The following is a 24,397-nucleotide window of genomic DNA, read 5'->3' on the forward strand; positions in this document are numbered from 1 at the left end:
TAGTTTTTAAATTAAATAGAGCGAATTTATTATCTTAGTATACTTCTAAAATTACTTTAATGAATATCCAGGAAGAAAAAATAAGCCTTGCTCAATTACTAATGGAGACTAATGATCCTGATATTATTAAATCTATTCGTGAGATTTTGAGCAAAAAAGAGCCAACAGATTTCTGGGAGAAGCTTTCACCTGAAGAAAAAGCTGAAATTGAAGCGGCTGATAACGAAATAGCCCGAGAGGAAACAACTTCTTATAAAAAATTCATTAAAAAGCACAGATAATGTCCCGAAAGGTAGTTATCACCAAAACTGCTGAGAAGAAGCTTAATGAGCTAATTGATTATTTGGGTGAAAACTGGTCTGAAAGGATAAAAAAGGAATTTATTAAAAAATTAGACCACAATCTTGAGATCATAAGAATCTATCCTGAAATATTTTCCAAAATCCGATGCAAAACCTGGATTACATCGCGCCGTAAGCACAAAACAAACTATTATATTTTATCGGTATAATTCCTCTGAAATTAAGATTGTCACATTGTTCGATACCCGGCAACACCCCAATAGGTTATATAAAGATTTGCAGAGGTAGGCTTAATCCTTTCTAATTCAGGTTCTATTCCTATAGAAATCAAATGAGATTTAAGACTTCCTTAATGTAGCTTATCCTATTATTTCAGTAGATTTATAGGGAAATGGTGTTAACAAGGTTTATTATTTTGAATTTTTACAATACAACAACCTTATAGTCATCAAAAAAACCTGACTAACTCAATAATCTTTCAAAGATTTTAATATGAACGTGATACACGTAAGCGCCGAATGTTACCCAATCGCAAAAGTTGGAGGTCTGGGTGATGTTGTGGGTTCTTTGCCAAAATACCAGCAGGAGGCCGGAGCCAACGCCAGGGTGGTAATGCCTTTTTATGATAATAAATTCACCGCTGCTCACAAATTCAAAAGTGTTTACGAGTCGGAATTGGTTCTGGGTGAAGACATTTATCCTTATAAGATCCTAAAATTAAAAGAAGATGTTTTAGATATTGAAGTCCTGTTTGTGGATATTCCGGAATTTTTATTTAAGGATTATATTTATTCAGATGATGATACCGCGCGCTTTACGGCTTTTCAGATCGCGGTAATGGATTGGTTACTCACCTTGAAAGAAAAACCTTCCATAATTCATTGCCACGACCATCACACAGGATTAATTCCGTTTATGGCGCAGGAATGTGTAAAACATAAACCGCTTAATGGAATTCCGGTAATCCTGACTATTCACAACGCCCAATACCAGGGCTGGTTTTCGCATGATAAAGTACATTATCTCCCGGCTTTTGATATTAAGCATATTGGTTTGCTTGACTGGGATGGTATGATAAATCCTTTAGCAGCGGGAATAAAATGCGCCTGGCGGGTAACTACGGTTTCCCCGAGTTATATAGAGGAATTGCAACAAGCTGCAAATGGTTTGGAAAGTTTGCTGAGCCATGAAAAGGAAAAATGTGTTGGAATCCTAAACGGAATTGACGCCGAAGTATGGAATCCAGAAACCGATGAATTCATCATAAAAAATTATTCGGCTAAAAATATTCAAACCGGAAAAACAGCCAACAAAAAATGGCTGTGCAAGGAATTTGGCTTTTCAGCTTCGAAACCATTATTCGCTTTTATTGGGAGACTGGTTTATGAAAAAGGAGCCGATCTTTTACCGGAAGTCATAGATAAAGTCCTTTCAAAAAAGGATTGCAGCATCCTTATTTTAGGATCGGGTAATCCAGAAGTGGAAAGCGAATTAGAAAGCCTGAGGAATAAACATAAAGGCGTTTACAATGCTTTTATTGGTTACGATGAAAAACTTTCTCACCTCATCTATGCCGGCGCCGATTTTCTTTTAATGCCGTCCCGGGTAGAACCCTGCGGGCTCAATCAATTATATTCCCTTCGTTATGGTACAATCCCCGTGGTGCGAAGCATTGGAGGCTTAAAAGACACCGTTGTGGATGTTAAAGATGGCGGCTTCGGATTTTCTCACACGGAAGCTTCAGAAGGAGATATTCTTCAAACTTTAAACAGGGCCATTGAATTTTATAAGGACCAACCTGAATTTAAAAAAACCAGAAAGCATATTATGGGCATTGATCATTCCTGGGATGTTTCGGCTCAACAGTATATCGATTTGTATAACTCTATAAAAAGCGGCTAAATATGTTAAATGACAAAGTATTATCAGTTATTCTTGGGGGCGGTCAGGGCACAAGGCTCCACCCATTAACAGAAAGCAGATCTAAACCAGCAGTCCCTATTGCGGGGAAATATCGCCTTGTAGATATTCCAATCTCCAACTGCATTAATGCAAACCTAAAAAGGATGTATGTGTTAACGCAGTTTAATTCTGCGTCGTTAAACAAGCACATTAAAAATACTTATCATTTCAGCTTTTTTAGTTCGGCTTTTGTAGATGTTTTGGCGGCAGAGCAAACCCCAAATAACAAAACCTGGTACCAGGGTACCGCCGATGCGGTTAGGCAGGGAATGCATCATTTTAAGAAACATAAATTTGATTATTTCCTTATTCTTTCAGGAGATCAGTTATACCATATGGATTACAATAAAATGGTCCAGCAACATATTGATACAAGTGCCGATATTACCATAGGTACCGTTCCCGTTAATGCAAAAGATGCCCCGAGCTTCGGAATAATGAAAACCGATAACGATAATAATATTACTTCGTTTATAGAAAAACCAAAATCTGAACTTTTACCAGACTGGACTTCACCAACCGGCCCTGAAATGGAAGCCGAAGGTCGATCATATTTAGGTTCTATGGGGATTTATGTTTTTAACCGGAAATTGTTGGAAAAACTAATGGACGATCCCAACACTATAGATTTTGGTAAAGAAATAATTCCGCAGGCCATAGGGAACAAAAAAGTGTGCAGCTACCAGTTCGAAGGTTACTGGACAGATATCGGAAATATTGAATCCTTTTTTGAAGCAAACATCGGGTTAACGGAAGACATTCCGAAGTTTAACCTTTACGATATGGAAAACAGGGTTTTCACCCGGGCAAGGATTCTCCCAACTTCAAAAATTTCAGGGACGACATTGAAAAAAGCTGTTATTGCTGAAGGTTGTATAATCCACGCCAATGAAATTGAGTCTTCGGTAATAGGCATCCGGTCCAGGATTGGCAGAGGTTCGGTTATAAAAAATTGTTACATGATGGGAAGCGATTTTTATGAATCTTTAGAAGAAATGGAAGGAAATAAAATTGAAATTCTCACTGGTATAGGAGAAAATTGCACGATTAAAAATGCTATCATCGATAAAAATTGCAGAATTGGAGATAACACGACTATCAATGGCGGCCCCCATTTAGAAGATGCAGAAACAGATGCTTACGTAATTAAAGAAGGAATTGTAGTGCTTAAGAAAGAAGCGATTCTTCCACCCGGAACAACCATAGGATAATATGACAAAAGTTATAACGCATAGTTTATTTTCTGAATTTGATATTAACTTATTTAAGTCGGGGAAACATTTTCGCTTATACGAGAAATTTGGTTCCCACCCACTCACGCTCAATAAGGTTAAAGGAACTTATTTTGCGGTTTGGGCCCCCGGCGCCAAACAGGTTTCGGTGATTGGCGATTTTAATTTCTGGAAAGACGGTGAATATCAACTGAATGTGCGTTGGGACGGCAGCGGAATTTGGGAAGGTTTTATTCCGAATGTTGAAAAAGGGAATTTATATAAGTATAAAATCCACAGCAATCATAATGAGATTATTACCGAAAAAGCCGATCCTTATGCCAGGCGCTGCGAACACCCCCCAAATACGGCTTCTGTTGTTTGGGAAGACGATTATCAATGGAAGGATAAATCCTGGCTGAAAAAGCGGAAAAAACATAATTCTTTAAACGCTCCTTTTTCCGTTTATGAAGTGCATTTATCTTCCTGGAAGAGAAAAATTGAAGAAAACCGGTCCCTTTCTTACCGGGAACTCGCCACAGAATTGGTTTCCTATGTAAAAGAAATGGGCTTTACTCACGTAGAGTTAATGCCCATTATGGAATATCCATATGACCCAAGTTGGGGATACCAAATCACCGGATATTTCGCACCCACCTCGCGATTTGGCTATCCTGATGAATTCAAATTTCTGGTAGATAAACTCCACGAAAATGATATTGGGGTGATCCTGGATTGGGTACCTTCACACTTTCCGGAAGACAGTCATGGACTTGGATATTTTGACGGTACACACCTTTACGAACATCCAGACCCCAAAAGAGGCTATCATCCCGATTGGAAAAGTTTGATTTTTAATTATAACCGAAACGAGGTAAGGGCGTTTTTGATCAGCAATGCTTTATATTGGTTAGAACAATTTCACATTGATGGAATTCGGGTAGATGCCGTGGCTTCCATTCTTTACCTTGATTATTCCCGGGAAGAGGGCGAATGGGAACCTAACGAATTTGGCGGAAATAAAAACCTGGAGGCTATTTCATTTCTGGAAGAACTCAACAAAGAAGTTTATGCTTCATTTCCCGACGTACAAACTATTGCTGAAGAATCTACCGCTTACAGCGGCGTTTCAAAACCGGTGTTTTTAGGTGGACTCGGTTTTGGAATGAAATGGATGATGGGCTGGATGCACGATACGCTTCAGTATTTTGCAAAAGAACCTGTATATCGAAAACATCACCAAAACGACATCACCTTTTCCCTCACCTACGCTTTTACCGAAAATTTTATGCTTCCGCTATCTCACGATGAAGTGGTTTACGGCAAACATTCTATTTTAGGAAGAATGCCGGGAGACGAATGGCAGCGTTTTGCTAATTTACGCTTGCTTTATGCCTATATGTTTACTCATCCGGGAACAAAATTATTGTTTCAGGGTTGTGAATTTGGGCAAAGTGAAGAATGGGATTTTCAGGAAAGTTTGGACTGGCATTTATTGGAATATGAATCCCATAAAGGAATTCAGGAAGTGATAAAAGCTTTAAATGAATTCTATAAATCGGAGCCCGCTTTGTATGAAAAACAATTTATGCCCGAAGGTTTCGAGTGGATTGATTACAGCGACGCCGAGAATTCGGTGATAACATTTATCAGAAAAGGAAGTCAGCCAAAAGACAATTTGATTATTGTGTGTAATCTAACCCCAATTCCGAGGGAAAATTACCGAATCGGACTGCCAGAATCGGGAGAAATCAAAGAGGTTTTCAACAGCGACAACAAGAAATTCTTCGGAACAGGTGATTATCAGAACAATTCTAAAACTACCACCGCAAAGACCTGGCATTCCAGAAAAAATTCAGCAGTAATAGATATTCCGCCTTTGGCGATGCTTGCTTTTAAATATTCAAATTAGTAAAATACTCCATAGAATGATAGCAGGTTTCAAATTGGCTTGAAAGCCTAATATCGTTATAGTTAATAAACGCTTATAAATATTTTGTGAACCGCAACTTATATATCAGAACTATTCAGTTCTTTTACCGCCCAGTAATATTTTAAATTATGATCACTAATACCGAGTTAGAACAAAAAGGAAATGCATTTCCTTCCAGGATAATTTCCTTCAGCAAAGATGTTGATCGGCTTGATTTTGCTACAGAAAATGATGTGGCATTGCAAATCACGATACTCAGGGATGGCTTGCTGCGTTTTAGATATTCTACTACCGGTAGGTTTGCCAATGATTTTTCATATGCGATCACTAAACACGCGAGCATTGGTTACAACCAATTGGATATAGAAGAAAAGGAAGATTGTTACAGCATTACCACTACCAAAATTATCTGTGAAGTTTCCAAAAAGGGTTTAAAAATAAAGATATATGATCGCGCAGACGGAACATTGATCAACGAGGATGAGCTGGGTTTCCATTGGGAAGAAAGCTACGAGTTTGGTGGTGATATCGTAAAAATGAGCAAAGTTTCGCACGATGGGGAAAGTTATTTTGGACTTGGTGATAAACCGGGGCATTTAAACCTTAAGGGGAAACGCTTTGAAAATTGGGTAACCGATTCTTATGCCTACGGAAAAGACACCGATCCTATTTATAAAACTATTCCTTTTTATACCGGGCTTCACAATAAGAAAGCCTACGGAATTTTCTTCGACAACACCTTCAGGTCTTATTTCGATTTTGCACAGGAACGACGTTTTGTAACCAGCTTCTGGGCGCAGGGGGGCGAGATGAATTATTACTTCATCTATGGCCCTAAAATGACCGATGTAGTGGAATACTACACCGATCTTACCGGAAAACCAGATTTACCGCCCCTTTGGGCTTTGGGCTTCCACCAATGCAAATGGAGCTATTACCCGGAAAGCAAGGTAAAAGAGGTCACTGCTAAATTCAGAGAGCTGAAAATTCCTTGCGATGCTATTTACCTGGATATTGATTATATGGAAGGTTTCAGGTGTTTTACCTGGAACAAAGATTATTTTCCCGATCCAAAACGAATGGTTAAGGAACTTGAAGAAGATGGTTTTAAAACGGTGGCTATCATTGACCCGGGAATTAAAATTGATAAAAATTACTGGGTTTATAAAGAAGGCCTTGAAAAAGATTATTTCTGTAAACGCGCAGATGGCCCTTATATAAAAGGAAAAGTTTGGCCCGGCGAATGTTATTTTCCCGATTTCACAAACCCTGAAGTAAGGGAATGGTGGTCTGGATTATTCAAAGAATTAATTGAAGATATTGGGGTAAAAGGTATCTGGAACGATATGAACGAGCCCGCGGTAATGGAGGTCCCGAATAAGACTTTTCCTCACGATGTAAGACACGATTACGACGGAAATCCCTGCAGCCACAGAAAAGCCCACAATATTTACGGGATGCAAATGGCAAGGGCAACCTACCAGGGCGTAAAGAAATTCTCTCATCCAAAAAGGCCTTTTGTAATTACAAGAGCGGCGTATTCGGGCACTCAACGCTACACCTCAACCTGGACAGGAGATAATGTTGCAAATTGGGAACATCTTTGGATTGCCAATGTGCAGGTGCAGCGCCTGGCTATGTCGGGCTTCTCATTTGCCGGAAGTGATATAGGCGGTTTTGCTGAACAACCCCACGGCGAACTTTATGCCAGGTGGATTCAGTTAGCGACTTTTCATCCTTTCTTTAGGGTGCATTCTTCCGGGGACCATGGCGATCAGGAACCCTGGACTTTTGATGAAGATATTACCGATATCGTGCGTAAATTTATTGAATTGCGCTACCAGCTACTACCATATTTGTATACCGCATTCTGGGATTACACCGAAAGAGGTGTGCCTTTAATAAAATCCCTGGTAATGTATGATCAGGAAGACGTTAACACGCATTATAGAATAGATGAATTTATTTTTGGCAATAGTATTCTTGCCTGTCCGGTTTTAGAGCCTAATGCCCGAGGAAGGCGCATGTATGTGCCACGTGGGAAGTGGTATAACTACTGGACTGATGAATTAGTGGCAGGCGGTAAAGAAATGTGGGTAGATGCCGATATAGACAGTATGCCTGTTTTCATTAAAGAAGGTGCTATTATCCCGAAATATCCGGTGCAACAGCACGTAGGTGAGAAAAAGATAGAAGAAATTACCCTAGAGGTTTATTACAAAAAAGGTAAAGAAGATTCACAATTCTTTGAAGATGCTCACGACGGGTACGATTACACCAAGGGACGTTTTTGTTTAAGGAGTTTTAAACTTACCGGCAGGAAAAATCAGTTGATTATTCAGCAACATAAAGAAGGATCTTTTGACGGCGATTGTAAAAATTTAAAATTGCAAATTCACGGATTACCGTTTGAAATAAAAACCATTCAGCTGGATAATGAAACCAAATCTTTGGAGCATTTGCAAATCAACGGATGCCTCACTATGATAATAGATGAAAACTTTACGGAATTAGATTTATCCGGGGAAAACGGGGAATAGTTATGAATTCCTAGCCTCACGTTCCATAGGCAGTAAACACTCGTAGATCAATTTATTTACGGGTGTTGAAATATTTAATTTTTCGGCTTCTTTGACTATAAATCCGTTGAAATTTTCCAGTTCTGAAGGTCGGCCAGCCATAATATCGCGTTGGGTGGAAGCCGTTGTGCCCGATGGCTGATTTTTAATAATCTCAAAAGCTTTTTCCAAATGTTCTTCTGCTAACGGAATTCCCTTAGCATTGGCTACCAACTTAATTTCCTGCGCGGTTTTTTGTAATAAATCATACAAATATTCGCTCTCCCGTATTTTATCTATGGAAACCCTTGTTAATCCGCCAAGGCCACTTATGGTTGCGATGAATAAAAACTTCTTCCAGATTTCCAGGTGAATATTTTCGGGAATAAAATTGGCGATTTCAGCTTTATCAAACACCGATTTTAATTGTTGAATTCTTTCTGAATTTGAATTATCAATTTCCCCAAAAGTAATACGCGGTTCAAATGAAACGTGTTTTATTTTTCCCGGGTTTTCTACAAAACTCACGATGTGGCAAAGCCCCGCAATTACATTTTTCTTTGGAAGGATTTCCAATAATTTTTCAACATTATTGGCGCCGTTTTGAAGGGGCAACACTATAGTTTCAGCTGAAATAATAGATTCTAATTTACTGGTTACTTCCTGAATTTGCCAGGATTTTACTCCCAAAATTACGAGATCGGGAGTAGAAACTTCAGCTAAATTATCGGTCGCGAGTTTGGGTTTCACCTTGAAGTCTCCGTTGATGCTTTCAACTTCGAGTCCGTTTTCATTAATCGCTTCAAGATGTTTTCCACGGGCAATCATGGTCACGTCAAAACCCGCCTGGGCAAGTTTTCCGCCAAAATAACCGCCAACACCACCAATTCCAAAGATTAAAATGTTCATATTATTCGTGCATTTAAAGATAAAAGTAGAATTACCAGACGAACCTACCTAAGGTTTCGCAGTTTCCAGGTGGGAAAATTTTGTTCTTTACTAATTTTTCCAAACTTTAAACGTTTTAAAGAAATTGAACGCTTAACTTTTTTATTTTTACAAAAAATACCCAGGTCGCCCTATGAGCACATCTTTTGAAAAGTACCAGAAACGCAGGTTGATTTCTTCTTATTTTTCAGTTGTTATAAGTATCGCTTTGGTACTGTTTTTATTAGGAATGCTGGGATTACTGGTGCTCAACACCAAAAAAGTAGCCGATCATTTTAAGGAACAGATCGCCCTAACCGTTTATTTCAAAGATTCAGCTAAAGAAGTAGAAATGGAGGAGCTCAAGAAAAGCCTCGCCATGGCAGATTATACAAAGTCCACTACTTATGTTTCCAAGGAAGATGCCGCAGAGGCCCACAGTAAGGAAATTGGGGAAGACTTTATGGAGTTTTTGGGCTATAACCCCTTGCAGAATTCTATAGATGTATATATGAACGCCGATTATGTTTCGGCAGAACAGGTAGATGAGATCGCTGCAGAACTTACCGGAAAAAACTTTGTAGATGAAGTAACATATGACAAACCGCTTATTTCCCTTCTAAATGACAACGTAAAGAAAATTAGTTTCTGGGTGCTTGTCGCCAGTGGGGTGTTCACTTTTATAGCCGTATTGCTTATAAACAGCTCCATTAGACTCTCGGTCTATTCAAAGAGGTTTATTATAAAAACCATGCAAATGGTTGGAGCCACAAAAGGTTTTATTAGACGCCCTTTTATCTGGCAAAGCGTAAAGTTAGGGATTATCGGCGCTATTTTGGCCTTAATAGGTATGGCCGCATTCCTTTATTATCTGGATAACAGTTTCCCGGAACTCAACCTGGCGGGAGATATTAAAATCCTGGCCGCATTGTTTATCGGAGTATTCCTAACCGGCATTCTCATAACCTGGCTTAGTACTTTCTTTGCCACTTCCCGTTTTCTGAATTTAAAGACAGACGAGCTTTATTATTAAGAAAAAAGCTTCCTGAAGCTTGAATTCCCATGCATACAATTTTTAGATCAAATTCAATGATACTTTTGTTACACACTTACAAAGAGCAGAAACCCCTTCAATAAATTGATTTTCAGCATTTTAAATCAGTTTCGGTTATTTTTTGTCTTTTTTAGTTGTTTTGATATCCTTCCAAAAAATCTTATTTTTCCTCAAATCAGTACTCAAATCTGCGAAAATCTGACTGCCGTCATAAATTCTGTAGGATTTCTGCTGCAACTTTGTACCAAACTTAAAAACCTAATGTCATGAGAAGTTCAATATCAATCGCACTATTACTTTTTCTTTTTGTAGTAGGCACAGCCCAAAGTCAGAATTTTAAAATGCAATCCTCTTCCGATATAAAAGTTGAAGGAACATCAAATATTCACGACTGGGAATTAGACGCCGAACAAAAATCCGGTAGTGCTGTTTTAGAATCTGAAGACGGTAAAATCACCGGCCTTAAAAGTTTACAGGTAACTATCCCTGCGGAAAGTTTGAAAAGCGGAAAAGGTGGTATGGACAAGAATACTTACAAAGCTTTAAATACCAAAAAGCACAAAAACATAGAGTTTAATCTGGAACAGGTTAAAGATTTCCAGGACGCCGGAAACAACAATTATAAAGTAAAAGGTGTTGGAACATTGAAGATCGCGGGAGCTACTAAGCAAATCCCACTTGATTTCACAATGAACGTTAACGGGAATAAAATCAAGATTTCTGGAGAAAAAACTCTAAATATGACCGATTTCAAAGTAGACCCTCCTACTGCTATGTTCGGAACCATTACCACCGGGGAGGAAGTAACTGTTAAATTCACTACAAATTTTACTAAATAATCAATCCAATTAAACAATTTAAACAATTAAAAAAATGAAAAACTTAATCAAATATTCAGGAATCGCGCTCTTAATGGCTGTAGGCTTTCAGGCTCAGGCACAGGAAGTAGAAGTAGAAGTAGAAGTAGAGGAACAAAACAAAACTATTTGGGACAGGGACATACCTAACTTCAGAGAAGTAGACCAACGTGGAATCAATGATTTTGAAGCACCAAAAGACACCGATACCGAATTTAACGGGGTACAGGTAAGAGTGGGTGGAGCTTCCACAATACAATTACAGGGACTAAGCCAGGAAAATTCTTCAGGGGAGGACGATCTTGCTGAACTTGGAACTAATTTCAACCTTGCTACCGCCAACCTTGACCTTGATGTTCTTTTAGCTCCAGGTATGAGAATGCACTTAAGGACGTATCTTTCTTCTTTACACCACAATGAAGCCTATGTAAAAGGTGGTTACATCCAGATCGATGGTCTTGAGTGGATCAGCGAAGACCTGGCCGGTGCCATGGACAACTGGAGAATTAAAATTGGTCACATGGAGAACAACTATGGTGACGCTCACTTCAGAAGATCTGACAACGCAATGGCCCTTTACAATCCATTCGTAGGAAACTACCTTATGGATAGCTTTACTACAGAAGTTGGTGCTGAAGTATACTACTTCAACGGACCCTGGTTAGCAATGGCAGGTTTTACTAACAGTACAATTAACCAAAGTTCCAAAAAAAGCGATAGAGATCCTTCTTACCTTGCCAAATTTGGTTATGACAAGCAAATAAGTGAAGATTTCAGATTTAGATTAACTGGATCTGTATTTCACTCTGGATTCAGACCTGTGGGTTCAAGAGGAGCTACACAATACCTTTACAGTGGTGACCGTGCAGGAACAAGATACTACAATGTAATAGAAGGTGATTTCAGAGCTGGTAGAATTAACCCTGCCCAAGGAGAAGAACTTACTTCTTTCATGATCAACCCATTCGTAAAATTCGGTGGACTTGAGTTCTTTGGAATCTATGAAAATGCATCAACTGAAAATGATGATTGGAATCAAATTGCAGGTGAGCTTCTATACAGATTTGGTGCAACTGAAGACTTTTACCTAGGTGCACGTTACAATACTGCAAGCAATGATGATGTTTCTGTCAACCGTTTCAACGTAGGTGGTGGATGGTTCTTGACCAAAAACGTTCTTGCAAAAATTGAATATGTGAACCAGCAGTATAACGACTATCCTGCCGGAACCGTCTATGATGACGCACAATTCAACGGATTCAACATTGAAGCAGTAATCAGTTTCTAAGTTGAGAGTGTGACCCCGGGCTTAAACCTTTAAATGGTTTTCCCGGGGTTTTTTATATCATTTTGGCAAGGAATTCGCAGTATTTAAATAGAATTAATTTTTTTTAAATCGCTCAAAAAGAAAACAAATGAAAACCTACCTACTTTTTTTAAGTCTACTAACATTAAGTGTGGCAGGTTTCGCACAAGCTAATGTGGAAACCCGTGAAATAGAAATCCTGCCAGAAAGCAGTTTAAGTATTTCCGGGAATACCAATATTAGTCAGTTTGAATGTGATTTCAACACCCTATGTTTTGATAAACAGAACATCACGGTTCATTACTCTTCTAAAGGAGATATTCTTGACTTCAGAAACAGTATTCTTCCTTTAGAAAACACTAATTTTGACTGTGGAAACAGAAGAATAAATAAAGATTTCAGGGAACTGCTAAAGACCGAGAAGCACCCGGAAATAATTCTGAAAATCCAGAAAATTGAAATGAACGGCCAGCAGAATGGCCATGTCACCTTAAATTTTGAGATTGCCGGGAAGAATAAGAATTATCGTTTCCCGGTAAAAGTCACCGGGGATGATCAACTCTGTTTTGAAGGAAATCTGGCCTTAAACATCAAAGATTTCGACCTGGAAGCTCCAAGCAAAATGTTTGGACTTATTGTGATCGAGGAAGAAATAAGCATTAATTTCAAACTCAATATAAAAGCATAACAATATGACTAACCTCAAAATTGTCTCTGCGGCTGAAGCTGTCTCGACAGTAAAATCGGGCGATCGCGTATTTTTTCAGGGAGCTGCAATGACTCCAAATACTTTAATAGATGCTTTAAGCGAAAGATATAAGGAATTAAGTGATGTAGAGATCCTGCAAATTCATACTGAAGGAGCCGCTAAGTACACCCAAAAACCATATAGCGATTCCTTTATCACCAACAGCTGTTTTGTAGCCGGAAACGTGAGAGAGGCTGTAAACTCTTCTATTGGAGCTTATATTCCCATATTTCTTAGTGAAATGCACCTGCTTTTCAGAAAAAATATTTTGCCACTGGATGTGGCTTTCATACAGGTCTCCCCACCAGATAAACACGGATATTGTTCTTTGGGAGTTTCAGTAGACATAACTCTTCCGGCCATTCAAACAGCAAAGAAAGTAATTGCACAAATCAATCCGCAGGTACCGAGAAGTCACGGCGATGGAAACATTCACATTAGCAATATCGATGCTGCCTGCGAGGTAGATCATCCAATATTTGCATTGAATATTCCAGCACCCACCGAAATTGAAACCCAAATTGGGCAGCACGTTGCAGGACTTATTGAAGATGGGGCCACCCTGCAAATGGGAATCGGTGGAATTCCCAATGTAGTCCTAAACAATCTTAAAAATCACCAGCGCCTGGGAATACATACCGAAATGCTTTCAGAAGGGGTCCTGCCACTGGTAGAATCGGGGGTAATTACCGGCGAAATGAAAGAGATCAAAACCGGGAAAATAGTAACCTGCTTTGCACTGGGATCTCAAAAGCTTTACGATTTCATTGACGATAATCCTATAGTTCATTTTAAAGAAGCTGGTTATACCAATGATACTGCGATAATTCGCCAGAACCCTAAGGTTACAGCCATAAACAGTGCCCTGGAAATAGATCTTACCGGACAGGTTTGCGCCGATACCATCGGAAAATATCAATACTCGGGAGTTGGCGGGCAAATGGACTTTATTCGTGGAGCCTCTCTTTCAGAAGGAGGAAAACCCATTATCGCAATGCCTTCAGTGACCGCAAAAGGAATTTCCAAGATCGTTCCTTACCTAAAGGAAGGAGCCGGCGTAACCACTACCCGGGCTCACGTGCATTACATCGCCACCGAATATGGCGTAGTAAATCTCTACGGAAAAAACCTAAAACAACGGGCAAAAGCCTTAATTTCTATAGCTCATCCTGATCACAGGGAAGCCCTGGAAAAGGAAAATTTTTTGAGATTCAAAAATTAGAAAATCTGTAATTTTAGTCTTAAAAGCCTGGAAACCTGAAATTCCCAGGCTTTTTGATTTTTTACTTATGACTTGAGTCATAAGTATCCGGCAGCAAGCAGGGTAAATTTACCCCTAATCTAAAAAATCACTAAAATGAAACTCTACAAAAACCTGCTTGCAGATTTTGAAGAAATGCCTATGGGCTATTCCACAATTGGAATAATCGCTTCCAGTTGCCTGGGTTCAGTGGCTGCCATGCTTATTTTAATGCAGGGACACGGGTTTTTAGATATGCTACAGCTCTTTGCAGTAGTAAGCGTTTGTATGGGCTTTAACGCCGTTATTCTTGCACAGTTTAAACCAAAAATTATCTTTAATACATTATTGATTAGCTTAGCGGTCTCCATAACCTTTATCCTAATAAATATTATCTAAGCAATGAGGAACGACATTCAAAATCGGGAAGATGTTTTCACACTTATTTCCCGGTTTTATTCCAAAGTACGGGAGAATCCTGAAATCGGATATTTTTTTAATGAGACCATTACAGATTGGGAAGAGCACCTGGAGAAGCTTACAGATTTTTGGGAAAGCAATCTTTTCTTTAAAGGCATTTACCGCGGAAACCCACAGAAGGCACACGTAAAGGTAGACCGGAAAAACGACAACAAAATATCCTCTGAACATTTTGGAGTTTGGCTTAACCTGTGGTTTGAAACCATAGATGAACTTTTTGAAGGCGAACTGGCCAATCGTGCTAAAAATAATGCCCGTAAAATGTCTACCCACTTATACCTGAAGATATTTCAGTCCAGGAATTAAATTATTTACTTATTGTAAATAAAAAACCTGCTCTTTGTAGAACAGGTTTTTTGGGGCTAATTTCGTTTTATTCTAAAATGAATGAAACTTTTTTATCCGTGAAGGATCAATATTGGCGGTCTTGAGGCTTGCGCCCCATTTTGTATGGGAGGATGCAATAACAATTCATCTGAAATCTTCAGGTTGCGCGCCATAAGCACGACAAGATTTGCAGAAGATTTAGCATCCTTCCAGAATTGTCCGCCAAGTTGGGTATTTGGATCGATGGCATTAAAGTTTACAGCTCTGGGGCTCAATCTGGTGTTTAGTTCCTGGCGTATTACACCTAACTGATTTCCGTTTTGATTATTTCCGTTTATTTCCCACACATTGAAAACCGAGACGGCCAACAAGGGCAACTTTTTAAAAACCTCCAGCATATCGCCGTGCAACATTACTGAATAATCGATAGGGAAGAACAGGTTTTCCCAGGCTTTGAATTCCTGGTTTTCGGTAACGGTAAGGACGGGACATTTTACCTTTCTCAACACATTATAAGTGTTTGTCCCAATACCTTTGATTTGATCGGAGCTTCTGCCCGACGCGCCCATAACTATAAGATCAATATCCTTTTCGGCCACAACTTTTCGCGTGGCATCAATCAAATTGTCGTTTTTCAGGATTGCATGAAATTTATGGCCGTCAGCTGTAGCTTCTTTACGAAGTCTTTCGATGCAAGCGTTAAGGCCCTCTTTATTTGAATCTCCAGCGTGTAAAATGTAAAAATTCGAAGCAACACCGGGTAAATTCAGGGCATATTTGGCTGCATTATAAGCATGTGCAGAATAATCGGTTAAGATTAAAATATTAATGGCCATGGATTTCCTTTTCTAATTTGTGGTAAAATTATAGAGAAAGTCCGCAGCCAAATATGACGGCAGTCAGCTATACTAAAAAAAGCCGGTTAACCTATTTTTTCGAGTTTGTCGGCATCAATGATTTTAACATTTCTACCTTCAATTTCGATAAGGCCTTCTTTTTTAAAGTCGGAAAGAGTTCTGATAAGTGTTTCAGAGGCGATGCCCGCAACGCCAGCAAGATCGGCACGGGAAATCCTGATGCTATGCAAAGGGTTCTTTTTTATCTCCCGGGCGAACATCAGAATAGTTTTCGCAGTTTTTCTACGTACCGAAGCGTAAGCAATATCGATAAGTTGTTCTTTTATTCCGAAGAGATTTTCATTCATCACTTCGAGAAGTTCCATACTTACCCGGCTGTTGTCGTGAAGAATATCTTTCAACTGGTCTCTTGAAAGTGTATAAAGAGTAGTGTCTTCCATAGCCGTGGCAAATTCGCGGTATGCGGAACTGGAATTAAAACTAAGACTTCCGAAGAAATCTCCATCTTTGTACAGTTGTGTGATAATTTCCTTTCCACGGGAATCAAATTTATGAGCTTTTACTACCCCACGGTCTACCAAATAAAAGTTAACCGAGGTTTTTCCTTCTTCATAAACACTCTCTCCAGCCTTAAAATTTAGTTGTTCTCCGGTTTTCATTAACTCCCTAAAAGCTGTAAGATTAGGGATGTGCTGCTGCTCTTTTGGCACCTGAGCAGTTTTATCGCTTTTAAGGATTTCCACCTTTGCCAGGCGGCTTTCAATAGCGCTTAAGAGATCAGTCTCCTCGAAAGGTTTGGTTAGATAGTCATCGGCACCAAGATCCATCCCTCGCCTCACGTCTTTATGTTCTGTTTTTGCTGAAAGAAATATAAATGGAATACCGCTTGTTTCAGGAGTTTTGGAAAGTTCTGTTAATACATCATAGCCATCCATTTCGGGCATCATAATATCGCAGACAATTATATCGGGTAATTCGCTTTTAGCCTTGGTTACTCCCTGCTTTCCATCTGAAGCGGTCACCACCTCAAAATCTGATAATTCAAGGATTTCGGCGGTATTTTCTCTTACCGTAACATCGTCTTCAATAAGCAATATTTTCTTCATCAAAATAAATTTCAAGCACCATATAAAATGGCTCTAAATTTAACAAAACTCTTTAACGTTCGTAATTGGGCAATTGCACTGTAAAGGTTGAGCCTTTGTTTTCTTCACTTTTAAAATGAATTTTTCCACCCATATTTTCTACGTGAACCTTCACAATATTAAGCCCTATCCCTGTTCCCTGATTTAGCAAGGCATTTTCAGCCCTGAAATAGCGTTCAAAGATATGCTTTTGATCTTTCTCCGGGATTCCCATACCTTCATCAGAAACCTCAAAAATAACCATATTATCGTTATCCTCAATTCTAAAATGGATTGTAGAATTTTCAGGAGAGTATTTTATTGCGTTTCCTATTAAGTTGGACAATACAAGATCCAGTATTTTTTCATCCTGATACAGGGTTACTTCATCCAGATCCCTGGGATATTCGATCTCCTGCCCGTATTTAAGAGTCACATTGGCATTATAAACCACATCATTAATAACTTTATTCAGACTAAAGCTACTGTATTTGTAATTCACATTCCCCGATTCCAGTCGTTCCAGGGAAAGGAAATCATTCAGGATATTATTCAGGTAATGCACTTTATCTTTTATAGTGCGAAGATGCTTTTCCCGTTTTTCCTGTTGTTCTCCCGTAACATATTTCTCGGCAAGGGTGGCAGAAGTAAGTATCCCACTGAGCGGAGTTTTAAATTCGTGGGAAACCAGGGATAGAAATTTTGTTTTAAGTTCGTTAAGTTCCTTTTCCTGTTTAAGGGCGAGTTTTATTCTCTTCTCCGCCTCTTTCCTTTTGCTGATCTCCTTTTCAAGATTTTCTACGGTTTCCCGGAGCTCTTTGGTCCGAACTTTAATTTTGTCTTCAAGTTCTGCATTCAACTCCCTGATACGTTGTTGATTTTCCTTGCGGACGGTGATATCTACAATAAGGGACATTACAAAATCTTCCCCATCAACCCGGAAGGGATTCAGTCCGGCTTCTACCGGAAACTGGCTTCCATCTTTCTTTATTCCGAATAATTCCCGTCCGTGACCCATTTGGCGTTTCTCGCTATGGGCTAAAAAATCCTTAAAATGCTTAGAATGATTTGGTTTATAATTCGGCGGGATAAGGATATTAAGATGCTGGCCTACCAACTCTCCACGTTCATACCCAAACATTTGTAGGGCAGCCAGGTTTACCGTTACTATAATTTGACTACTGTCGACGACGAGAACCCCTTCTGAGGCCGCTTCGAAGAGGGTATTAAAAACACTATGATTTTCCTTAAAAAATTCTCTGTCCACAATTGCTGTTTAAAATTTGCAGAAACTAAATTACAAAGCATTTACTAAAGTAGGGATGAAGAAGGGAATTATTTTGAACATTAAAAACCGAACCGTTTTACCAACCAGGTTTATACATTTTTGTTGGGTTACCAGGGCTCCCTTCGACTACGCCCTCTTTCATCGAGCTGCGCTCAGGATAAACTTCTCGCCCCAAAAAATCCTTGGAAAAACAAAAAACCGAACTCTTTTCAGAATTCGGTTTTACATTCCGTTGGCCTACTAGGGCTCGAACCTAGACTCTTCTGGACCAAAACCAGACGTGTTGCCAGTTACACCATAGGCCAATGCTTAAATGCGGATGCAAATTTAAAACAAACTTTTATTTACACAAACTTTTTACAATAAATTCGAAGAGTATTTTTAATACTGATTTTGGCGGCAGTAAAACCTGATTTTAGTGCTCACATTTACAGGCTTATTAAAAATAAAGGGCATTTAGATACTCCCGTTGAAGGGTTCACAATTTTATTACTAAATTCGCCACTCAGGATTAAACTAAAATACCATAATGAGGGATTTCAGCTTTAAAAAGTGGAACAAAATACTGGGATGGCTGGTATTTTTAATCGCACTTACTACTTACACCTTAACCTTAGAACCAACCGCCAGCTTTTGGGATGCCGGAGAATATATAGCCACCTCAGCTAACCTGGAGGTAGGACACCCTCCCGGGGCGCCATTTTACCAGATGACGGGAGCTTTCTTCTCTATGTTTGCCACCGATGAGACCAAGGTCGCTCTTATGGTGAATTTTATGTCTGGGACCGCCAGTGCCTTCGCAGTGCTGTTTATGTTCTGGTCCATAAGTATACTGGTACTGAAAATCGCCGGACCAGCCGAAAAATTAAGTACAGCGAAAAAGATCGCCGTGCTAGGAAGTGCCGCTGTTGGATCACTGGCCTTCACATTCACCGACAGCTTCTGGTTTAGCGCCGTAGAAGCTGAAGTTTATGCCATGGCCGCCTGTATCATGGCCCTACTCTTCTACCTTGGATTACTTTGGGAGCGCGATATGTTTAAACCTCGTGGAAACCGCTGGCTCATCCTTATCTCTTTAGTGATTGGTCTTTCCTTTGGTGTGCATTTCCTGGGCTTACTTACCATCCCTGCGATCGGATTTTTATATTTCTTCAAGAACTACAAAAAGGTTACAGTTAAAAATTTTATTATCGCCAATATCGTGGTAGTGGCTGTGCTAATGTTTATTTTTAAGTTATTACTCCCCTACACCCTTACATTTTTTGGTGTTTCAGAAATATTTTTCACCAATTCTCTTGGTTTACCTTTTAACACAGGAACCATAGTAGCCTTTATATTAATAGTAGTCGCCTTTTACTACGGAATAAATTATACCCGCAAAAAGAAATATTTTCAGCTAAACACGCTCTTTTTATGCATTCTGTTCATCTTAATAGGTTTCTCCAGCTGGGTTATGCTTCCTATAAGATCAAATGCTCCAACGGTAATCAATGAGAACAGTCCGGATAACGCCCGCGAATTACTGGCCTATTATAACCGGGAGCAATATGGGGAAACCCATCTCTTCTATGGCCCTCAGTTTTCAGAAATATATAGTGGTTTAGACCCCGACAATCCATATAAAGATGGCAAGCCACATTATGAGAAGGATGAGGAAAAAGGCGAATATGTTATTGTAAACGATTATAAAAATGCCCGCCAAAACCTGGACGACAGCCATAAAGCTTTTCTTCCCAGAATGTGGAGCAGTGAACACGCTGCCAATTATATGGAGTTTACCGGCCCCTTGGATTTCACGGTAAAGAGAGAATACCAGGGACAAGAGCAGCTCATGCAGGCTATACAGGAATTCAAAAATGAATACTCCCGGGGTAACCTGGATAACACCGATTACCATAGGTTTTTACAGCAGTTTGGAGAGTATATTAACGTAGAAAAACCTTCGTTTGCTTCCAACATTGCCTATTTGCTGGAATACCAGATAGGATATATGTACTGGAGATATTTTATGTGGAATTTTGTAGGCCGTCAGGATGATATTCAGGGAAAATATGACGATTTGCATGGCAACTGGCTAAGCGGAATCAATTTTATAGACGAAATGCGACTTGGTCCGCAGGAAAATCTACCTTCAGATGTAAAAAACAATAAAGCCCGTAACACTTATTACTTTTTACCATTTATCCTAGGCCTCATCGGGTTGGTATTTCACTTCAAACGTGATAAAAACAATTTCTGGGTATTGCTGGTATTTTTCCTTTTTACTGGAATAGCCCTGAAAATTTACCTCAACGAACGTCCTTTTGAACCCAGAGAACGCGATTACGCTCTGGTAGGGTCATTCTATGTTTTTGCCATCTGGATAGGAATTGGAGTATATGCCTTGTTCGATTGGGCTAAAAAATTCCTTAAGCCAAAGATCGTAGCTCCGGCGGTAATAATAGTTTCTTTGCTTGCCGTACCGGTTATATTAGCCTCTGAAAACTGGGATGATCACGACCGCAGCGGAAGGGATACAACTCTTAGCATGGCTAAAATGTACCTGGATTCAGTAGATGAAAACGGAATAATTTTCACCATTGGAGATAACGATACTTTTGCTTTATGGTATGTTCAGCAAATTGAACGCTACAGAACCGATGTTCGAGTTGTAAACACAAGTCTGTTTGCTACCGATTGGTATATCGACCAGATGAAGCGAAAGGCTTTTGATAGTGATCCTATCCCTTCGCAATTTGAAGCCGAGGATTATACCGGAAAAAATGATGCGGTGTTCTTTAGAGAGATCACTCAGGATACACTACCATTAAAAACTTTTTTGAATTATATACAAAATGATGATTCCCGCACGAAAGCAGAACTGCAAAGCGGGCAGTTTGTAAATACTTTCCCTACTAAAAACGTTCGCATTCCTGTAGACAAAAAAACAGTTCTGGAAAATGGGATTGTTAGAGAAGAATTTGCCGACCAGATTGTAGATCATATCGATCTGCAAATAGACAGTCAGATCCTCTATAAAAACCGATTGATGATGCTGGACATCGTTGCCAATAATAATTGGGAACGTCCTATTTATTTTACCGGCGGAAGCTATGGCGATGACGATTATCTATGGATGAAAGATCATCTTCAGCTTGAAGGGATCGCCTACAAACTCGTACCCATAAAAACGCCAATAGACCCCCAAAACCCTTATGATATGGGCAAGGTGAATACCGAAAAAATGTATGATATTGTTAAAAGCTGGGATTGGGGAAATATGGGCAGTGAAGACATATACCACGACCCGGAAACACGTAAGAATTCTATCACTTACCGAAGCAACCTTGCTCGTCTAGTAGAAAACCTCCTAAATGAAGGAGACACCACCCGGGCCAAAGAAATCCTTGATCTGGCTATGGAACATACTCCGGTAGAATATTACGGGTATTACAGTCTGGTAGAACCTTATATTGATGGCTACTACAAAGTAGGCGAGCCCGAGAGAGCCCGTGAAATATGGGAACAGGTGGCCACAAAATACCAGGAAAACCTGAAATGGTACAGCACCTGGGGAGTAGACAGGCAGTACCGCTACGCTGATGAAATAATTTCTGATATGGAGCGCTACCGAAGCCTGGTTGACATCCTGGTGAGAAATCAGGATGAAGAGATTATACAGGAGAAAGCCGATGAATTTAACGAACACCTTAGAATGTTCAGGCATTTCTATGGGGATGAAGAAGAAATGGAGCCGGAAGACGTTCCCCTGGAAGAGGATGCATTGCAGGAGTTAAGCCCGGAAAACCAGGATGTACAAATAGATACTACTGAATAAATCAAAAAGCTTGTCTGAAGATTTTACCTTACCCCTCTTTTTTGGTGGGATAATTCAGCATTTTCAGGCAGGCTCTTCCCATTTTAATATGAACAGGTTTCTGGTAAAATATCCTTCGATCCTAAGATGGTTTTATCCTAAAAGGCCTTCCCGTATAAAAGCGCCAAAAAGCATTTATCTCACTTTTGATGATGGCCCTATCCCCGGGATCACCCCCTGGGTTCTTGAACAATTAAGAAAATATAATGCTAAAGCCACTTTTTTCTGTATAGGTGAAAACATCGAGAAACATCCTGAGGTCTTCCAACAGGTGGTTTCGGAAGGACACCAAATCGGAAATCACAGTTTTCATCATTTAAATGGCTGGAAAACCTCAACTTCAGAATACATAAAAGATGTGCTTATAACCGAAGAACTTCTCAATAAAGAATACCCTGAAAACCCACAACCGAAACTATTCAGGCCGCCTTTTGGAAAGATAAAGAATTCTCAGGCCAGGAAACTCACAGAACAAGGTTTTAAAATAGTAATGTGGGATGTGATCAGCTGGGATTTTGATAGTGATATCAAAAAGGAAACCTGCCATAAGAATGTGATTAAAAATGCTAAGGAAGGGAGTATTATAGTTTTTCACGACAGCGAAAAAGCTTTAAAAAACCTAAAATACGCTTTACCAAAGGTCCTGAAATATTTTTCTGACAAAGGCTACGAGTTCAAAAGCCTTTAAACGTATTCTTTAAGCAGGCCAATAAGAGTTGGGGCATCCTGTTCTCCACTTTGACGCCACTTCATCTCCCCCTGCTTATAGATCATTAAAGTTGGGAGTGCTTTTACCCGAAGGGCTTCGGCTAACTGGGCATTTTTATCAATATCAATTTTAATAACCTTAGCCTTATCTCCAAGGGCCGCTGCCACATCTCTTAAAACGGGATTCATCGAAACCGATACGGTGTTACCTTCAGTATAAAAATCCAGTAAAACAGGGACTTTAAGATCTACTAATTCACCAAATTTAGACATCAGCTTTAATTTTTAGTTAGTACTGCATCGGCTTAATCAAATATAGCAAATTCTTCTTATTAAGCGGGCTTACTGCCTTTTTTAAGCTCGATAACGCTTATTTCCGGCCAGATACCAACACGGCCGGGAAATGCAAGATATCCAAAGCCCCGGTTTACATTAATATATCTGCCAAATTCTTCGTATATACCCGCCCAGTTTTTATAGCGATACTGCACCGGGCTCCAGCGGAACCAGCCTGGAATCTCAATCCCAAACTGCATCCCGTGGGTATGGCCGCTTAGAGTTAAATGATAGTTCTTTTCGTCATTTTTCACCATCTCCTGCCAATGGGAAGGATCGTGACTTAACAACACTTTAAAGTCTTTAGCCAAAAGTCCATCTGCTGCAGCATCAAGATCACCTGCTTTTTTAAAACCACCTATCCCCCAGTTTTCTACGCCAACCAAGGCTATACGTTGATTGTCTTTTTCAATAAAGCGGTGTTCATTGAGGAGGAGATTCCAACCCATTTCAGCGTGGGTGTTTTTTAGCTTATTCAGGTTTTCTAACTTCTCTTCTGCTGAAGACCAGTTTTTATAATCGCCGTAATCGTGATTCCCCAACACCGAATAAACCCCGTCTTTTGCTTTAATGGAGGAGAACATTTCTTTCCAGGAATCCATTTCGGCAGCTTCATTATTCACAAGGTCTCCGGTGAATAAGATGAGATCACTCTCCTGTTCGTTTAAAAGGTCTACTCCGTATTTTATCTTGTTTTTATTATCGAAACTACCGCTATGAACATCGCTTATCTGGCTGATTTTATATCCATCAAAGGCATCGGGAAGATCTTCAAAATAAAGCGTATACCGCAAAACCCTGAAGTTATATCTTCCCTGGTACATCCCATACAAAACCGAAGCCAGGGGAATAGCGGCGATCCCTAATGCCAACTGTCCGATAAATTTTCGGCGGGAAGGCATATTAAATCCTTCTTCAGAAGAAAAGTTACTTAATGTTCCCGCTCCCAGTCTAAATATATCTTCCCCTAACATGAAGAGACTCATTAATAGTTTTGCAAGCATTACAGCAAGAAGGAATCCGAAGGCATACCCACGCCCGATAGAAAGTACCGTTCCCTCTGTTGGTTGCATCCACTGGTAGATAAAATTCCCTACCACCACTACAGAGATTAGAACATAAATTCCAAGAGCCCAGTTGCTACGAGTGAAATTCCGGAGTACCTGAAAGGCATAAATATCAATAATAAGGTAGAAAACTATAAAAATGAGCCAGCGCATTGAGATTTCAATTTTTTTTGCAAATATACTTTTAACATCCTGCTTTAAAAGCTTCGTTACAGAAGTTTTAACTCCTGTATAAGTCGTAATAATTATTACTTGT

Annotated in this window: 21 protein-coding genes and 1 tRNA gene; 15 read left to right on the forward strand and 7 right to left on the reverse strand. The window is 39.6% G+C overall.

What is annotated here, in order from left to right; translation table 11 throughout:
• The first annotated feature begins 59 nt into the window (after positions 1 to 59).
• From BM266_RS09780 to BM266_RS09805, 6 genes are all read left to right on the forward strand, one after another.
• Positions 60 to 281: a hypothetical protein gene (locus BM266_RS09780; protein ID WP_093408956.1), complete on the forward strand. Its 222-nt coding sequence runs from the start codon at positions 60 to 62 to the stop codon at positions 279 to 281.
• Positions 281 to 511 (forward strand): type II toxin-antitoxin system RelE/ParE family toxin, encoded by a 231-nt coding sequence (locus BM266_RS17590; protein ID WP_139220619.1) that lies wholly within the window; start codon positions 281 to 283, stop codon positions 509 to 511. The genes BM266_RS09780 and BM266_RS17590 overlap by 1 nt, the downstream gene beginning before the upstream one ends.
• A 283-nt stretch (positions 512 to 794) precedes the next feature.
• Positions 795 to 2,204, forward strand: coding sequence for a glycogen synthase (locus tag BM266_RS09790; RefSeq protein WP_093408959.1), 1,410 nt, complete (start codon positions 795 to 797; stop codon positions 2,202 to 2,204).
• 2 nt (positions 2,205 to 2,206) lie between these two features.
• A complete protein-coding gene (locus tag BM266_RS09795) occupies positions 2,207 to 3,475 on the forward strand; it encodes a glucose-1-phosphate adenylyltransferase (RefSeq protein ID WP_093408961.1) in 1,269 nt (422 codons plus the stop codon).
• Between the two features lies 1 nt (position 3,476).
• Positions 3,477 to 5,387: a 1,4-alpha-glucan branching protein GlgB gene (gene glgB, locus BM266_RS09800; protein ID WP_093408963.1), complete on the forward strand. Its 1,911-nt coding sequence runs from the start codon at positions 3,477 to 3,479 to the stop codon at positions 5,385 to 5,387.
• 149 nt (positions 5,388 to 5,536) lie between these two features.
• A complete protein-coding gene (locus BM266_RS09805; RefSeq protein ID WP_093408965.1) occupies positions 5,537 to 7,948 on the forward strand; it encodes a glycoside hydrolase family 31 protein in 2,412 nt (803 codons plus the stop codon).
• On the opposite strand, the gene BM266_RS09810 is transcribed toward BM266_RS09805, so the two are convergent.
• Positions 7,949 to 8,875, reverse strand: a complete 927-nt coding sequence (locus BM266_RS09810) for a ketopantoate reductase family protein (RefSeq protein WP_093408968.1) — start codon at positions 8,873 to 8,875, stop codon at positions 7,949 to 7,951.
• A 172-nt stretch (positions 8,876 to 9,047) separates the two neighbouring features.
• On the opposite strand from BM266_RS09810, the gene BM266_RS09815 reads away from it, so the two are divergent.
• The 7 genes from BM266_RS09815 to BM266_RS09845 all read left to right on the forward strand — a co-directional run bounded on the left by BM266_RS09815 (position 9,048) and on the right by BM266_RS09845 (position 14,884).
• Positions 9,048 to 9,926, forward strand: coding sequence for a cell division protein FtsX (locus tag BM266_RS09815; RefSeq protein ID WP_093408970.1), 879 nt, complete (start codon positions 9,048 to 9,050; stop codon positions 9,924 to 9,926).
• A 287-nt stretch (positions 9,927 to 10,213) separates the two neighbouring features.
• Positions 10,214 to 10,786 carry a YceI family protein gene (locus tag BM266_RS09820; RefSeq protein WP_093408973.1) on the forward strand — a complete coding sequence of 191 codons (573 nt, stop codon included), beginning with the start codon at positions 10,214 to 10,216 and terminating at the stop codon, positions 10,784 to 10,786.
• 34 nt (positions 10,787 to 10,820) lie between these two features.
• Positions 10,821 to 12,092: a hypothetical protein gene (locus tag BM266_RS09825; protein WP_093408975.1), complete on the forward strand. Its 1,272-nt coding sequence runs from the start codon at positions 10,821 to 10,823 to the stop codon at positions 12,090 to 12,092.
• Positions 12,093 to 12,219: 127 nt separating this feature from the next.
• Positions 12,220 to 12,798 carry a YceI family protein gene (locus BM266_RS09830; protein ID WP_093408978.1) on the forward strand — a complete coding sequence of 193 codons (579 nt, stop codon included), beginning with the start codon at positions 12,220 to 12,222 and terminating at the stop codon, positions 12,796 to 12,798.
• Between the two features lie 4 nt (positions 12,799 to 12,802).
• Complete coding sequence (locus tag BM266_RS09835) at positions 12,803 to 14,080, forward strand: acetyl-CoA hydrolase/transferase family protein (protein WP_093408980.1); 1,278 nt, start codon at positions 12,803 to 12,805, stop codon at positions 14,078 to 14,080.
• A 135-nt stretch (positions 14,081 to 14,215) separates the two neighbouring features.
• Entirely contained in the window at positions 14,216 to 14,497 is a 282-nt protein-coding gene (locus BM266_RS09840) for a hypothetical protein (RefSeq protein ID WP_093408983.1), read from the forward strand.
• Between the two features lie 3 nt (positions 14,498 to 14,500).
• The gene (locus BM266_RS09845) at positions 14,501 to 14,884 is read left to right on the forward strand and encodes a group III truncated hemoglobin (RefSeq protein WP_093408985.1); all 384 of its coding nucleotides are present in this window, start codon (positions 14,501 to 14,503) and stop codon (positions 14,882 to 14,884) included.
• Between the two features lie 92 nt (positions 14,885 to 14,976).
• On the opposite strand, the gene BM266_RS09850 is transcribed toward BM266_RS09845, so the two are convergent.
• From BM266_RS09850 to BM266_RS09865, 4 genes are all read right to left on the reverse strand, one after another.
• Positions 14,977 to 15,741 carry a universal stress protein gene (locus BM266_RS09850; protein WP_093408988.1) on the reverse strand — a complete coding sequence of 255 codons (765 nt, stop codon included), beginning with the start codon at positions 15,739 to 15,741 and terminating at the stop codon, positions 14,977 to 14,979.
• An 86-nt stretch (positions 15,742 to 15,827) separates the two neighbouring features.
• Positions 15,828 to 16,868, reverse strand: coding sequence for a response regulator (locus BM266_RS09855; RefSeq protein ID WP_093408991.1), 1,041 nt, complete (start codon positions 16,866 to 16,868; stop codon positions 15,828 to 15,830).
• A gap of 52 nt (positions 16,869 to 16,920) precedes the next feature.
• Positions 16,921 to 18,153, reverse strand: a complete 1,233-nt coding sequence (locus BM266_RS09860) for a PAS domain-containing sensor histidine kinase (protein WP_093408993.1) — start codon at positions 18,151 to 18,153, stop codon at positions 16,921 to 16,923.
• A gap of 253 nt (positions 18,154 to 18,406) precedes the next feature.
• A tRNA-Gln gene (locus BM266_RS09865) sits at positions 18,407 to 18,479 on the reverse strand.
• Between the two features lie 224 nt (positions 18,480 to 18,703).
• Between BM266_RS09865 and BM266_RS09870 the strand changes: the two genes are divergently transcribed.
• Both BM266_RS09870 and BM266_RS09875 read left to right on the forward strand, forming a co-directional pair.
• Complete coding sequence (locus tag BM266_RS09870; protein ID WP_093408996.1) at positions 18,704 to 21,991, forward strand: protein O-mannosyl-transferase family; 3,288 nt, start codon at positions 18,704 to 18,706, stop codon at positions 21,989 to 21,991.
• A 10-nt stretch (positions 21,992 to 22,001) separates the two neighbouring features.
• Positions 22,002 to 22,718, forward strand: coding sequence for a polysaccharide deacetylase family protein (locus BM266_RS09875; RefSeq protein WP_245760418.1), 717 nt, complete (start codon positions 22,002 to 22,004; stop codon positions 22,716 to 22,718).
• On the opposite strand, the gene BM266_RS09880 is transcribed toward BM266_RS09875, so the two are convergent.
• Both BM266_RS09880 and BM266_RS09885 read right to left on the reverse strand, forming a co-directional pair.
• Positions 22,715 to 23,011 carry a thioredoxin family protein gene (locus BM266_RS09880; RefSeq protein ID WP_093409001.1) on the reverse strand — a complete coding sequence of 99 codons (297 nt, stop codon included), beginning with the start codon at positions 23,009 to 23,011 and terminating at the stop codon, positions 22,715 to 22,717. The two genes, BM266_RS09875 and BM266_RS09880, sit on opposite strands and share 4 nt — an antisense overlap.
• A 59-nt stretch (positions 23,012 to 23,070) precedes the next feature.
• Positions 23,071 to 24,294, reverse strand: a complete 1,224-nt coding sequence (locus BM266_RS09885; RefSeq protein WP_093409002.1) for a metallophosphoesterase — start codon at positions 24,292 to 24,294, stop codon at positions 23,071 to 23,073.
• Between the last annotated feature and the right edge of the window lie 103 nt (positions 24,295 to 24,397).

It is taken from the genome of Salegentibacter flavus (assembly GCF_900115145.1).
In the GTDB taxonomy this organism is placed as follows: domain Bacteria; phylum Bacteroidota; class Bacteroidia; order Flavobacteriales; family Flavobacteriaceae; genus Salegentibacter; species Salegentibacter flavus.